The sequence below is a fragment of the Prochlorococcus sp. MIT 1318 genome, assembly GCF_047304505.1.
GTDB classification, from domain to species: Bacteria; Cyanobacteriota; Cyanobacteriia; order PCC-6307; family Cyanobiaceae; genus Prochlorococcus; species Prochlorococcus marinus_D.
The window spans coordinates 1640894-1653027 of sequence record NZ_CP138958.1; the positions used below are offsets into that span (position 1 = coordinate 1640894).

The 12134-nt window shown below is 44.8% G+C and carries 13 protein-coding genes; 5 read left to right on the forward strand and 8 right to left on the reverse strand.

What is annotated here, in order from left to right; all coding sequences use genetic code 11:
- Positions 1-373 precede the first annotated feature (373 nt).
- Positions 374-667, reverse strand: a complete 294-nt coding sequence (locus SIB66_RS08235) for a hypothetical protein (RefSeq protein WP_063405760.1) — start codon at positions 665-667, stop codon at positions 374-376.
- A gap of 133 nt (positions 668-800) precedes the next feature.
- Here SIB66_RS08235 and SIB66_RS08240 point away from each other — a divergent pair, with 133 nt between their 5' ends.
- A complete protein-coding gene (locus SIB66_RS08240; protein WP_011825682.1) occupies positions 801-1004 on the forward strand; it encodes a hypothetical protein in 204 nt (67 codons plus the stop codon).
- Between the two features lie 1408 nt (positions 1005-2412).
- Here the strand turns inward: SIB66_RS08240 and SIB66_RS08245 are convergent.
- Positions 2413-2820 carry a DUF1499 domain-containing protein gene (locus SIB66_RS08245; protein WP_236073657.1) on the reverse strand — a complete coding sequence of 136 codons (408 nt, stop codon included), beginning with the start codon at positions 2818-2820 and terminating at the stop codon, positions 2413-2415.
- 95 nt (positions 2821-2915) lie between these two features.
- Between SIB66_RS08245 and SIB66_RS08250 the strand changes: the two genes are divergently transcribed.
- On the forward strand, positions 2916-3257 hold the full coding sequence (locus SIB66_RS08250; protein WP_063405791.1) for a hypothetical protein: 342 nt from the start codon (positions 2916-2918) through the stop codon (positions 3255-3257).
- Positions 3258-3329: 72 nt separating this feature from the next.
- On the opposite strand, the gene SIB66_RS08255 is transcribed toward SIB66_RS08250, so the two are convergent.
- Positions 3330-3800, reverse strand: a complete 471-nt coding sequence (locus tag SIB66_RS08255) for a DUF427 domain-containing protein (RefSeq protein WP_063405763.1) — start codon at positions 3798-3800, stop codon at positions 3330-3332.
- 120 nt (positions 3801-3920) lie between these two features.
- Positions 3921-4712, reverse strand: coding sequence for a dienelactone hydrolase family protein (locus SIB66_RS08260; protein WP_328585315.1), 792 nt, complete (start codon positions 4710-4712; stop codon positions 3921-3923).
- A 552-nt stretch (positions 4713-5264) separates the two neighbouring features.
- Between SIB66_RS08260 and SIB66_RS08265 the strand changes: the two genes are divergently transcribed.
- Positions 5265-5420, forward strand: a complete 156-nt coding sequence (locus SIB66_RS08265) for a hypothetical protein (protein ID WP_236073659.1) — start codon at positions 5265-5267, stop codon at positions 5418-5420.
- Between the two features lie 100 nt (positions 5421-5520).
- Here the strand turns inward: SIB66_RS08265 and SIB66_RS08270 are convergent, their stop codons facing one another.
- On the reverse strand, positions 5521-6138 hold the full coding sequence (locus SIB66_RS08270) for a MarC family protein (protein ID WP_063405765.1): 618 nt from the start codon (positions 6136-6138) through the stop codon (positions 5521-5523).
- A 341-nt stretch (positions 6139-6479) separates the two neighbouring features.
- Here SIB66_RS08270 and SIB66_RS08275 point away from each other — a divergent pair, with 341 nt between their 5' ends.
- Positions 6480-7694: a pyridoxal phosphate-dependent aminotransferase gene (locus SIB66_RS08275; RefSeq protein ID WP_063405766.1), complete on the forward strand. Its 1215-nt coding sequence runs from the start codon at positions 6480-6482 to the stop codon at positions 7692-7694.
- 666 nt (positions 7695-8360) lie between these two features.
- On the opposite strand, the gene SIB66_RS08280 is transcribed toward SIB66_RS08275, so the two are convergent.
- Complete coding sequence (locus SIB66_RS08280; protein WP_063399293.1) at positions 8361-8612, reverse strand: hypothetical protein; 252 nt, start codon at positions 8610-8612, stop codon at positions 8361-8363.
- Positions 8613-9066: 454 nt separating this feature from the next.
- Between SIB66_RS08280 and SIB66_RS08285 the strand changes: the two genes are divergently transcribed.
- Complete coding sequence (locus tag SIB66_RS08285; RefSeq protein ID WP_063399294.1) at positions 9067-9339, forward strand: cupin domain-containing protein; 273 nt, start codon at positions 9067-9069, stop codon at positions 9337-9339.
- 375 nt (positions 9340-9714) lie between these two features.
- Here the strand turns inward: SIB66_RS08285 and SIB66_RS08290 are convergent, their stop codons facing one another.
- The gene (locus SIB66_RS08290; protein ID WP_413410298.1) at positions 9715-9873 is read right to left on the reverse strand and encodes a hypothetical protein; all 159 of its coding nucleotides are present in this window, start codon (positions 9871-9873) and stop codon (positions 9715-9717) included.
- Between the two features lie 732 nt (positions 9874-10605).
- Positions 10606-12024 (reverse strand): AmmeMemoRadiSam system protein B, encoded by a 1419-nt coding sequence (gene amrB / locus SIB66_RS08295; protein WP_063405768.1) that lies wholly within the window; start codon positions 12022-12024, stop codon positions 10606-10608.
- Positions 12025-12134 lie beyond the last annotated feature (110 nt).

Below are 12134 nucleotides of genomic sequence, written 5' to 3' on the forward strand. Positions count from 1 at the left end.
CCTACTGAATTAATCCAAGGCAAAACTTCTTTCGCATATTCAGAAAAGCTTTCAAAGTTGGTAAAGGTTCTCTGTTGATAAGCAAGTACAAATTAGCCATGAAGAGAACCTTTAGGGCTCTGCTTGGATGAAAATTGAAAGAGTTGCTTCGAGTATCTATGTTATCGGCTTAAGATCATTTTCTGTGTATTTAGCATAACAAAAAATATCTATGAGTCAGTTGTGGTTTTGATTTTATTTGATCAGCCTCTCTATGAGCTTCAACCATTATTGAATGAAGCCCATAGAATATGATTTTGTTGAGGTAAACTTTTAAGTGTATGCTTGCTTGCGATTGTTGTGATTTTAGTTGGCTTTAATATTATATTACCCTCTAGCCAGCCGCAATCATTGAAGATAAAAATTCCGGGATTGGCAGCTTGGCCATGAGTGAAGAAAGAAGATCCATATTGAACTTGTGGACGGCTGGAATGGTGCGATCCAGAATAAAAATTGCTAGATATGGAATGTTCATCGCGATTTGCCAACGCCATTTGAAGGTCAGGATACCCCAGGCCTTTTTGGCGTAAGCCTTTTGAGGATCAGTAAGGCGCTCCCATCTCTGATTGCCAAAAGCGGTGATACGTTCCTTGAGAGAGGCTTCAGACAGTGAACCTGTTGACTGCATTTTATGTCTTGAGATGAAGGCCTTTATAGCACATAGGGGTTTTTACCCATGCCTGATAGACCTTGGCCGCCGATTCACGGCGATGTTGTCCAGGCAGATACACAGCTAGAATGAGTGTCTGATTTAATCAAGCTTGCTTGTGCCTGATCTTTCAAATGGCTTAGATCCTTTCTCTCCTTGGGGAATCGCACTTTTAACTTTTGGGGTGGTTTTTACCTTTTGTATTCCATTCTTTTTGATTAAAAGTGATGATTTTAACCCAGACAAAGGTAGCAAAGCCTATCAGGATGAGATGAGAGCAAAAAAGATAGCCAGTCTCTATCCGAAAAAGCCTTAGCCTAAGAAATAGCCTAAATACCTATTGATCCAATTCTACTTTTTACTAGCATTGATAGGGCTGACTTGAGTATGCGTTACCACAAGAGCCTGGTCAATAGTTGTAGACATTTATCCTCTAGTCTTCTAGTTAGCTAGACTTGGTGATTAATTGATAATTCAAATTGCTTAAAATTTTTCCATGAAGTCATTTTTTGTTACAAGAAATTTTAATCTGATAAATGTGTAGATATCAATAGGCTGGCATTTTTGGGCCTTCCAGTTAGTGATAAGTGTTGCGGCTAGAGAGTTTTCAGATAATAGAAATTAGCTCAGTAATGATGGCATTGCCATCTATAGGGATTTGATCTCTTCACGCGCCTTGCATCGATCAAGGAACTTATTCCAAGCTTTTGGCCACCTCCAGCGAAACATTAGAGCCAAATAGAAGAGGTAGGCCATCCCCTCCACGGGATGCTTGATAGTCGATAAGAGAGATAGTGCCTGTTCGACTGGTGAGGCCATGGCTGACGGAGTTCGATACCCATGATTAGACAGGAAACTCTTGGTTGTGTCTGAACTGTTTCTAACCGTCGTAGCTTTTGGTGGTTTTGAGTTGCGCTGCCCATAGGCTCTGCTCGACTCGCCTCTTGTTGCACCCAGTGCTAACCATATGTCCTTCCAAGCATTGGTTCGTTCTAGACCGAATTTTGCTAAACGGATGATTTCCCTAGCGATCTGCCCCTGCCCTTGCCAGACGCACTGATAGCAAAAGCTCCTTGAATAGTGTTTTGCTAGCACTTCTTCTGATTAGCTTGATGGCCTCCCTTGTTTTTCCTCAAATGCTTTGATGAGTTTCTGCTTATTTTCTTTTAAAAGCCTACATTCTGATTTCATTTCAAGGCTTGAGAAACAGGGTTGATGGTTTTGAGGGGTTTCTACATGCCCAGCACCTATTTTGAGGGGGCCTGCTCTTTACATGCAAGCGGCTCCAGTTGTTCACTTGGACCACCTGTTGAACCAGCGATCTCTGGCTAGAAGGGAGGTGTATTCATCGAGGTCTATGACTAGCATAATCAGATGCCGATACTGTGAAATTCCTATAACGGCGTCATGCGAATGGGAGCTCGAGGCTCTGATCGCTAGTCGGAGTTGCCTGGAGTGCGTGGAGCGAATTGAGAAAGGAGACCTTATTATTCAACGACGCATCAGCACTCCTAAAGATCAGTGTGATGATTAGCGGCCAAAGAGCTAATCAAGTTCTTCATTCTTGATAGTGAGTTCTTCGAGGTCCAGCCCGTTTCGATCGCTTGTAGTGGTTGGAGAATGGAGTCGATAGGTTTAATGAATGATTTTTGCTTAGACCTGTTTTGATTGATAATAAGTCTAGACTATTCCTCTCAATATTCGTATCGGGATTACTTGCTGCTCTAATCCTTAGTCAAGCTAGAAAAGAGACTGTCAACTCTTTGTTTATTCACGCCTAGATCTGAAACACCAATTCTTGAAGCTGATCGAACTTGGATAACCTTTTGGCTTGGTATTTGAAGAATCTCCAGGTCATCTGGGAATCGAAAAACTAAGCTTCTAACGACAGCATGCCAATAATTGTTAGTTTGCTCGAGGACTTTAGTTCTTGGTAGTTGAGAAGCAACGCCTAAAAGATTCTCATAGGACTGCTTCAGGTCGTTGACTTCCCGTTCAACAAGCACACAGTTTGTGTCAACTGCGCATTCGGATAAACTTCCTTCCATAGTGAATGCCATGGCGGAATTACTATGAATGGTGATGAGCGTTATGAAAAGGCAAGGAAGCAGACAGTATGCTAGAGGTTTCATTGAAAAGAAATCATTTAACAGAAACCCACAGGTTGTAGGCTGTTTTCAAGCCGTATTTTAAGTATACAACTTTGTCTGATGTCTCGATTGGAGCAATGAGTGATAGTTGGCATCCACCGATGACCGTTCAAAAACCTCTCTCAGACAACGTCTCTTTATCGATGCAAGACCCCGACCGTAAAGAACAGAACTTCAAGCCGATTGAAGGGTTTGGATCTCACTCTTATGTAGTTTTGGCTACTTTATGTACTGTTAGCTTGATCGTGATTGCCTGGTCTCTTGTTCCAATCTCTAGGCAGGCAACACGCTGGAACGGATGTTTTCAGGAGTCTTTTCGTTGGGACCGCAAAACGTTCCCAGCGGATCCACAGTTGGTTTCGAAGTTGTGGGCGACTCGCTACTGCAATGGTGGATCACTATCAATGCCTAGGGAGTAGTCGCTGCTGACTTTGATGCAGAGTCTCCATGGTGGCACTCAGCCTCGATTCCTTTTGAGGTGCTCTCATGGATCAAATTAACTGCGGATGTGCAGGATCACCTTTGAATGGACCGACCACTTGGGATGTGATCCATCCTCCATAGAATTGTCCGGGTTGGGGGATCACTGTCTCTCCATTGACGCTGCAATGATCCATGCGTCCGGGGTATAGCGCGTACCAGCCCGTAAGGGCACTAAATGTTGGGGTGGGATCTGGATATGACCAGATTGCGCCCTCGAGACGTTTGTCTGCAATCACCAGATCCCAGTAGTTTGCGATTCCCTTCCATTCGCAGAAACTCCTGCGACGGCTGCGTATCAGTAGATCCTTTCGCATCGCCTTTGGAGGAAGATAGTAGGTGGGCGGATGGAATGTCTCCAGCACACGCAGGCAGTCATGTGTTTCACAGATACGCGTACCGAGGGCCTCCACAATGACGTGGTCTGAGCAGGCCACAAGAGCTGGCGGACGTGGGTACTCAGCAACAATTTCAAGACTCATTAGCTCTCTGTTGAGATAGTGACTTTGTTTCAGGGGGTGAGTGATGACATTTGAGCCTGGTTGCAAATGCCAGAGATGTCGTGGACTGGGCTTTGACAAAAGGGTTAAAAACCAGGCCTTTCAAGCAGAATTGGTTCGTCGCAAGGATGACGCCAGAAGCTGCCAAATGATTAGCGTTCGAGACTCTCTAGCAGTAGGCGCCAACCTAGGGCGGAAGCTTTCAGAGGCGAAGCTTTCTCTTTCTTCGCACATAAAACCATGATCGGCGCCAATGATCTCTACATATCGCAGTCGCTCTTCATCAGGATCCTGCATGCGTAATGCCGCTTGGATTGCTTGCCGATCTGAAGTTGGGATCAACGGATCTGCTGTACCGCAGAGACATGTCAGTCGGCCTGAGACTTGCGGCAATAATTCGAGGCTTGGTGCACCACCTCCCGGGCGGGTTTTGCTTACACCGGCACCATAAAAATTGAAGGTTTCGCTCACCTCTGTCATGGTTGCAGTGATCAGAGCAGCGTGTCCGCCGAAACAGAAGCCAATCACAGTGATTTGTGGTTGATCAAGCTGTTTGTTAAGCCAGCAAATAGCTGTGTAGGTATCGGTAAGGATTTGCTCCATTGAGGTTGAGTCCTTGTGTCGTCGACCTTCGATCAGGTTGTCTTCGCTATAGCCAAGCTCTAGCTCCGGTGCGGTGCGAGAAAATAGTGGCATCGCCAGGGCTGGGATGCCTCTGGTGGCGAGGCGATCGGCCACACTGCGAACCCAGCTATTGACTCCGAAGATTTCTGGTAACACCAGGGCAACACGATTCGGTCCTTCAACGATTTCATCACGACCTTGACTAGGTTTTGACCACCAGCAGCGCAGGGGGACTGAGCCTTCTTTGATCACAATCCATTCGCTTTTCATTTGAGTAGCTGTCTCATGAGTCGTCGGTGCGAAGCCTTCTGCCAGATTTCTGCAGTATGGGGCCTTTAGCTGGCTGATCTAGGAGTTGCTTTGCCTAGTTCACTGGGTTGATGTGCCAGGCTTTCTAGGAGTGGGTGGTTTGCCTTGATAAGGGCTTTTGTGATCTTGTTTAGATCTCAAAGAGCCTCTTCTCTGACCAATTGTGCCGATGGACTCAATGGCTTGTGGAGCTCGTAGCTCTTAAGACTGCCCTTGCTTGGGACGATTCGTAAACGAAGACCGGTCTCCTTGCTGGTGATGGCGAACTTTGGGCTAGTCACTACTCAGCAATCTGGTGAGATTCCATTTCATCAAAGCTTTGCTCCATATTTGTTTTGAGGCTATTTAATGGCTTGATGGATCTTTTAGACCCTTTAAGCCAGACCGGAACACACCTTCCATTAGCAATCCTGCTTGTCATAACAGCGGTTGGAGATTTTTTTTTGGAGGCGCACTCATCACTGCATTGATCCGCGCCAGATCTGAGCTTGGCTGGTTTAAGAGGGAAGAGGAATGAACACTTTTGCTGCCACTTATGTTGTTTTTGTTCAGGCCATCGGGGCACTGGTGATCTTTGGTGTTGCTGTTTATGCAATCAAACAGATGCTGCTTAAGCTTCAAAAGCCAATCGATGAGCCATATATCCGAGTTGAGGTGACAAGACGATGAGCTGTCACAAGCTTGTTGTTTTGGTTGTCTCGATGGAGGTGTTTACTGGTTCAAGCGGCGAGCTTATGAATTTTTCATTGCCTTGAGGATCATATATAGATCATTGTGAAATGCTTGGGAACGAGATTTTTAGGCCATCAAGCAGCATCTGAACAGCAATAGATGTAAGCACTATTCCCATTACTTTTGTTAGCACTTGCAGGGCTGATACACTAATCTTGGACGAAAGTATCTCGGCTGCATCAAAAATAAGATAGATTATCAAAGATAGTAGTAAGACTATTAAGCTCAATGAAATTTTGCCATAGATGGAAGAATTCACAGGGTCGGCTATTGCAATCGTCAGTGTGCCAGGGCCTGCAAGAAGGGGAATGCCGATAGGCACGATTCCTTTCCCTGAAGAACTCTTGTCCCGATCAATCGAGGCTGGGTCATGGTGCTCCTCTGGTGGTTTGGATCGGAGCATTGAAAGGCCGATCAAGATAACAATTAACCCACCAGATATTTGAAAGGCTCCTTGGCTTATGCCGAAAATTGCCAGCAAATCATTCCCGAGCCATGTAGCCAAGAGAAGTGCGATCAAGAAGGTGAAGGCACTGTTGCGTGCGATTGCCTTGTCGGTTTTTTGATCTCCATCTGTGAATGAAAGATAGATCGGCAGATTGCCAATAGGGTTAGCAACAGTAAAGATTCCAATGGCAGTGTTTAGAAGAGACATAAAGATCGGAACTAATTGATTTTGTTGCTAACATTTACAGGTCTAATTGAACCGCAGATGTTAATTCTATGCCAGGTATTATGATCTGTAAGTACCTCTATTGGCAGCAGATCGCGATCAGCAATGGGTTCGATTTCAGCAGGCTTCTTGGGTAGGCTACTTATACTGGGCTGAGATTGCCTCGTGTAAGACGGATTATTTCAGGAATGATCAATGCTTTCATAACTTCATGTTGAGAAGGTGGTTCTTCTCTTTTAGTCGGTCAATATCTTTTGGATTTGGTCATTTGAGATTTCCATTCCATTCTGGTAAATAATGGACGAACCTTTAACTCGATCGACGTGAACTCTTTGTCCTCAATCAAACACCCTCAACCTGGCACGCAGATCGATGCTGTGCTGGATCCTGTGATTCCAGAACTTAACGAGTTGGTGGCGAACACGCCAGGGACCCTTTCGCTGGCCCAGGGCATGGTGAATTGGGCTCCACCAGTTGCCGTAAAACTGGCAATGAACAATGCTCTGTTGAATCAAGAATCAAGCCTTAACCGTTATGGCCCGGTTCGAGGTGATCCTGATCTGCTTGAGCTAATTAAGCAAAAATTGATGATCCAGAACGGTTTGGATTTGGCCGAAAGCATGGTCATGGTCACTGCAGGTAGCAACATGGCATTTCATGCCATTGCTCAGGTTCTCTGTGACCCTGGCGATGAGGTCATTCTGCCGCTGCCTTATTACTTTAATCATTTTATGGCTATTCAGTTGGCCGGTGGAGTGCCTGTGCCTGTGAATGCTGGTTTAATACCTAACCCTGAGCTTATAGAGGCTGCGATTACAAAACGCACCCGTGCCATTGTCACGATAAGCCCTAATAATCCAAGCGGAATTGTTTTCCCTCAAACCTTACTTGCCGCCATCAATGGGATCTGTGCCCAGCATGGTTTTCTGCACATCAGCGATGAAGCTTATGAGGATTTTGTGTTTGGTGATGTACCTCATTGGAGCCCTGGATCTCTTCCTGGCGCAGGGAACCATACTGTTTCGCTCTATTCGTTCTCCAAGGCCTATGGCATGGCAGGATGGCGTCTTGGTTATATGTCTGTTCCTAGTGGCTGGAGTAAGGCTTTGGCCAAGGTTCAAGACACAGTCTTGATCTGTCCACCTCGTTTTTGCCAACGAGCAGCGATTGCGGCCTTGTTGAATGGTTCTGATTGGGTGCGGCAGAATGTCTCTAAACTGATGAGTCGATATCAGTTGCTCTTGAAGCGTTTTGCCGCTAGTAACGATCAACCCTGGCGCTTTTTACATCAACCCAATGGAGCTTTTTATGCCTTACTTGAAGTGGATTGTGGTTGCAATGGAGACACCTTGATGCGTCAGCTGGTAAGAGATTATCGAGTTGCCACGATTGGAGGTTGTAGTTTTGGTTTTAAGAGCGAGAGTTGTGTGCTGCGAATCAGCGTGGGGATGCTTGAAGGCGCTGAATTGATAGATGCCTTTGATCGCTTGGAAGCAGGCTTGCTTAATGCCGTTCAACAAGGAGACCGTACCACCTGAATAATAAAGTTAATTCCAATTTATTTTTTTATTTTATTGAAAATAGCAATCAGCACTTGTTGAGTAACAACTGCGTGGTGAATTTTGATCAGCTCTGCAGCAGCGAGTTTTGTTGTTGCAAGCTTACTCAAATCATGCAACAAGTCAATGATATTAATATTATTAAAGAATGCTTTTATTGCTATAAGCTTCTATCCATTGCCGTAAACACTTGCATCATTTTGTAGATATGATTTAATGACTTTCTTGCCTGTTAAGCAATTCAATTTTTTAAGTAAGTCTTTGATTTGATCCGCTTATTGCTAGCCATAATGCCTCCTATGGCTTTTTACCATAATTGATTGGAAGGTAAATAGTGATCAGAATTCTTGCTCCTAACTCTATGGGAATGATTGTAGGGGCTGATTGCCTTTGTCTAGCATGCTTTTTGGCAATGTTGACTATTTTTCGTCATCACTCTTTGAGAACCAATGAAGTGATAAAGCCTTCGTCTGTTGATGAGAACATCAATAATGCTGCGAGAATGCATGGATCTAATTTTAGAGGCTTTTGTTTTCATCCTTAGATGTCTAATTCTACCCATTCTCTTCTCGTATGCAAATAAATTTAGACCTTTTGGCAATTCTACATGTCTCTATTGTGTCAGGCTAACTTCGATGATTGAAATTATTTTTTCTCGTCAGTATCCAAGCCTAATGCTGACACAATAAGGGTATTTTCTAATACCTTTGGATATAGCAATACGCCAACGATTACCGATATGATCGCTGTGACAATGAATGTTGTGACTTGGCCTATTGAACCTGGCAAGTAGATTTCAGAGTTCAGAAATGGCAAATCAATCAGAGAGCCTATAGTTCCCCAAATCAATACCCATGCAGACACATATCCAATGCCGAACCAGTCTTTCTTTGACATGTGACCTCAGAAAACACAGAACGATTTTTGAATACTAGCTGATAGACACGCATAGGCTTAATAAAGTGGCAACTCTGATGTGCAGCTTGTCTGACCAGTGACAACACCTAGGCCCTGCTGCCAATGACTTGCCCAAGTCTTGCCGTGGCTGTTTTTGCTTGCTGCAGGGTCTCCTCATCTTCTTACTCTTGGCGTTGGAGCGCAGATTGATCCACGTTAGCTGCTACCGCAAAGTGGTTTGATTCTGTTGAATGAGGTCTTGGCATAACTGAGCAAATGATTGGTTTGTCTCATTCAACAGACAAACTTAGCTGCATATAAGAGTTTGTTCTCGTTAGCATCTTTGCTTCTATTCGTCATCTTTACAGAAACCTGAAGCTTCCGCTCCTTGTTCTTGTTAAACAATTCATCAGGTCTGCTACTAGGTTCAAGAGAGCTTCCCTTCGACCTGCCCATGGCGATTAGCGTTACCTCTGCATGTCCAGAGAGCACAATTAATGAACTGGGCATCCGGCAATGGCCCATTTGGACATGTGAGGCCAGCACCTTTCCTTGGACCTATGATGAACAGGAAACCTGCCTGTTGTTGGAAGGCGAGGTGACCGTTAAGCCCGAAGGCGGAAAGCCCGTACGCTTTGGTGCAGGTGATCTGGTGGTGTTCCCTGCTGGAATGTCATGCATTTGGGAGGTTCATCAGGCAGTTCGTAAGCACTATCGCTTTGGTTGATCTATGAGGTATGACGGCTAGCTGTGAAGTGACCTCGCTGAAGACGGGATCAATGCATGGTCTAAGAAATGCAAATGATTCGTTGATTGCTCTCGGGAACCATCAAGCAGACCAGATAGATGAATAACAGTAGTACTATGTAGTAGTGCTGCAGTCTAAGCTGCGAGCTTAGGGGGCATTTTCGTCGTTCAGTTTTGGCACATAGCTTTTGTGCTTTTTGCTTGGCCTACTCAAGATTCATCTGACGTTCTTCGCGTTGCTAAGAATCAATGCTGTATTCACATCAAGGCCACGGGTGAAGACGGAGCGTAATCACACATGCCAATGGCTAAGCCAATCGAGATCACCTTGCTGTTGCTTGATCTGAAGCATTGCTCATTCTTTCTCTGAACGACTCGATGTTGACTGGGTTTTCTGCTGAGCAGCCTGTGCTACGACATGAGCCTGTCGGCCAAAGCTCTCCTCTGTTGTAGGCCTCAATGATGGATTCGTAGTGGTCTTCTCTTTGTCTTGCTTGATGTGCCATCTACTCATGTATTTTCTTTGCTTGAATGAAAGCGCATCAACCTGCAATGCGCGATCGGAGGGAATACTCAATACGAGCGATCCCTCCCTTAGACAGGTCTACTCAGGCCTCGTTCTTTGAGGGGCTCCATAGGAGAAGGCCCTGGAACTTGACAAAGCTAGATAATGGAGTGAATGAAAAACAAACTATGGCTGGAGTCATTGCCGGGGCAATTTCTCTATCACTTCATTTATTCTGGAAGTTTAGAACAGCCAATAGCGTGAGAGCCAAGTGGAAGATCTTGATATCTGCCTTATGGCTCCCTCGCCAATGTGTAACATTTTCATCATTATCTCAGCTTTCATGGCTGGCTAACAAGAACATTTCTTTTGGGAGACTCAAATATTAGATTGATAGCTTAAATAAGCATAATTTACGCTGCTTAGACTTTAGATCTCCGCTATCTTCGATATTAGTTTAAATATTTACACTTAAGCGGTAATTGCTATAAGGGCCTGAGTTGAATTTATTCGAGACATTCGAATGTCTCTGCTTGATTACTGTTTGAGAAGTATCAAGTGATGATAAAAAATTTGTAAGTCTTAAAAAAAACAGGTGTTTTTGGTTTTTTTCATTTGCCTGCGTACATGTGTGGATCTATTTGTGTCAGTCGTTTATATCTTCCCTTATTTATTGATCTTTTTGTATCATTTTCAAAGAAGTAATTGTGATTGTGTATTTATTGATTTGTTTTTTATTGCTCAATCTTTGTTGTTGATTTGAGTTTCCGTTGATGATTTTACTGAAATGGCCGTAAACCGCCAGGCTTGCAATGTATCCCCCCAGTAATTGCTAGGCAGACCAGCTTTCTTTTTGAGCTGCCCTACGAATTCAGTCTTCTCCGGAAGACTTTCCCAGACCTGTGGTAGAAAAACACTACGTTTCCCTTGGTCAGCGATGATCAGCCCGTCGACATTTTGACGCAGTTGTTGCATGAAATCTGCTTCATCTGAGAATGTCATTCTTTCAAAAGGGCTGAGAAGCGAGATTGAGATCTCAAGTTCTGAGGTCTCTTCTAACTCTATAGGAGAAAACCGCGGATCTTTCACTGCAGCTTTATAGGCATTATCGACGACATCCGCTATGAGTGGTCGATAGGCCTGGACTGTACCGATACAGCCTCGTAAATTTCCGTTTTTATTTAATGTGACAAAAGTGGCGCGCTTTTCTTGAAGTTCTGGCGAGAAAGAAGCGATGTCTACAGCAGGAGGATGGCCATTTTTAATCGAATAGGCCACGGTCTGTGCTGTAATTCGGATAAGACGCCCTGCTTCACGATTCAGTAGACCCCAATCATCTTCCACTCGTAGAGAATTGCTTTGATCGATTTTCTTGCATGCGGCCCAGGAACCATAACCAACGACTCGTTCTTTGTTGCCTGCTGTGTCACCAGAGTTTTGCAAAGCAAGTTGCTTAACAGAGAGGCCATATTTACGTGCTGCAATCAACATTCCGGAAACTGGAATATAACCACATGCTTTTTCTGGGCTAAGCATATCTGGATTCAAACTTTCGATAGATTGAGCCGTTTCTCTATCAATCTTCTGGGCATTTTTGTAGTCCTTAAAATGACTGAGATCAGTGCTGATGAGAAACCGTGTTGAATCACTGCCCCAGAGACGTTCAATGACTTCGGCAACCTGTTTGCCGGAAACGGCACCAACCACAAGTGGTAGCAATTTGAAGTCGCCAAGAACTTTCTGGAGAAATGGAAGATGGACCTCAAGTGAATGTTCCGGGCGGTGTGCTTCGTCATTGACGCTGAGCTGAGGTAAGTCAAGAATTGCGGTGATGGCCTCACGGTCAATCTCAACTTCTCCCAGCGGTGTTTGAAAGGCATCCACTGATGGAACAGCAATGCCCTGTAGGGCGATGCGATGAGCAGGGCCGATCAAAACAACACGTTCAATTTTGTCTTTTTGACTTTGCCAGGTGATATATGCATTGGCCGCGACCTGGCCTGAGTAAACGTAACCTGCATGTGGAGCGATTAGCGCCTTGGGCTGCAAGGGACTTGTTGTGTCAGCATTCGCGATCAATCTGGCGACGTCGCTTGCGAGCGTTTCTCTATCAGCTGAGTAAAAAACTCCAGCTACTGCAGAGGATCTCACCTTACGCATTGTTTTAAGGCTCTTTCCTTAGCTGGCCAAAGGCTTGTACTGGAAGGCGTTGATTCGTGGCATTCCCCCCTCTATGCAGTTCCGTCGGCAATAGTCCATATCGATTCGAT

Bases quoted from the DNA above. Each gene is read 5' to 3' on its own strand.
- SIB66_RS08235 (WP_063405760.1), bottom strand. From the start codon at position 667: ATGCAGTCAACAGGTTCACTGTCTGAAGCCTCTCTCAAGGAACGTATC.
- SIB66_RS08245 (WP_236073657.1), bottom strand. From the start codon at position 2,820: ATGAAACCTCTAGCATACTGTCTGCTTCCTTGCCTTTTCATAACGCTC.
- SIB66_RS08250 (WP_063405791.1), top strand. From the start codon at position 2,916: ATGAGTGATAGTTGGCATCCACCGATGACCGTTCAAAAACCTCTCTCA.
- SIB66_RS08255 (WP_063405763.1), bottom strand. From the start codon at position 3,800: ATGAGTCTTGAAATTGTTGCTGAGTACCCACGTCCGCCAGCTCTTGTG.
- SIB66_RS08260 (WP_328585315.1), bottom strand. From the start codon at position 4,712: ATGAAAAGCGAATGGATTGTGATCAAAGAAGGCTCAGTCCCCCTGCGC.
- SIB66_RS08265 (WP_236073659.1), top strand. From the start codon at position 5,265: ATGAACACTTTTGCTGCCACTTATGTTGTTTTTGTTCAGGCCATCGGG.
- SIB66_RS08270 (WP_063405765.1), bottom strand. From the start codon at position 6,138: ATGTCTCTTCTAAACACTGCCATTGGAATCTTTACTGTTGCTAACCCT.
- SIB66_RS08280 (WP_063399293.1), bottom strand. From the start codon at position 8,612: ATGTCAAAGAAAGACTGGTTCGGCATTGGATATGTGTCTGCATGGGTA.
- SIB66_RS08285 (WP_063399294.1), top strand. From the start codon at position 9,067: ATGGCGATTAGCGTTACCTCTGCATGTCCAGAGAGCACAATTAATGAA.
- SIB66_RS08290 (WP_413410298.1), bottom strand. From the start codon at position 9,873: ATGAGTAGATGGCACATCAAGCAAGACAAAGAGAAGACCACTACGAAT.
- amrB (WP_063405768.1), bottom strand. From the start codon at position 12,024: ATGCGTAAGGTGAGATCCTCTGCAGTAGCTGGAGTTTTTTACTCAGCT.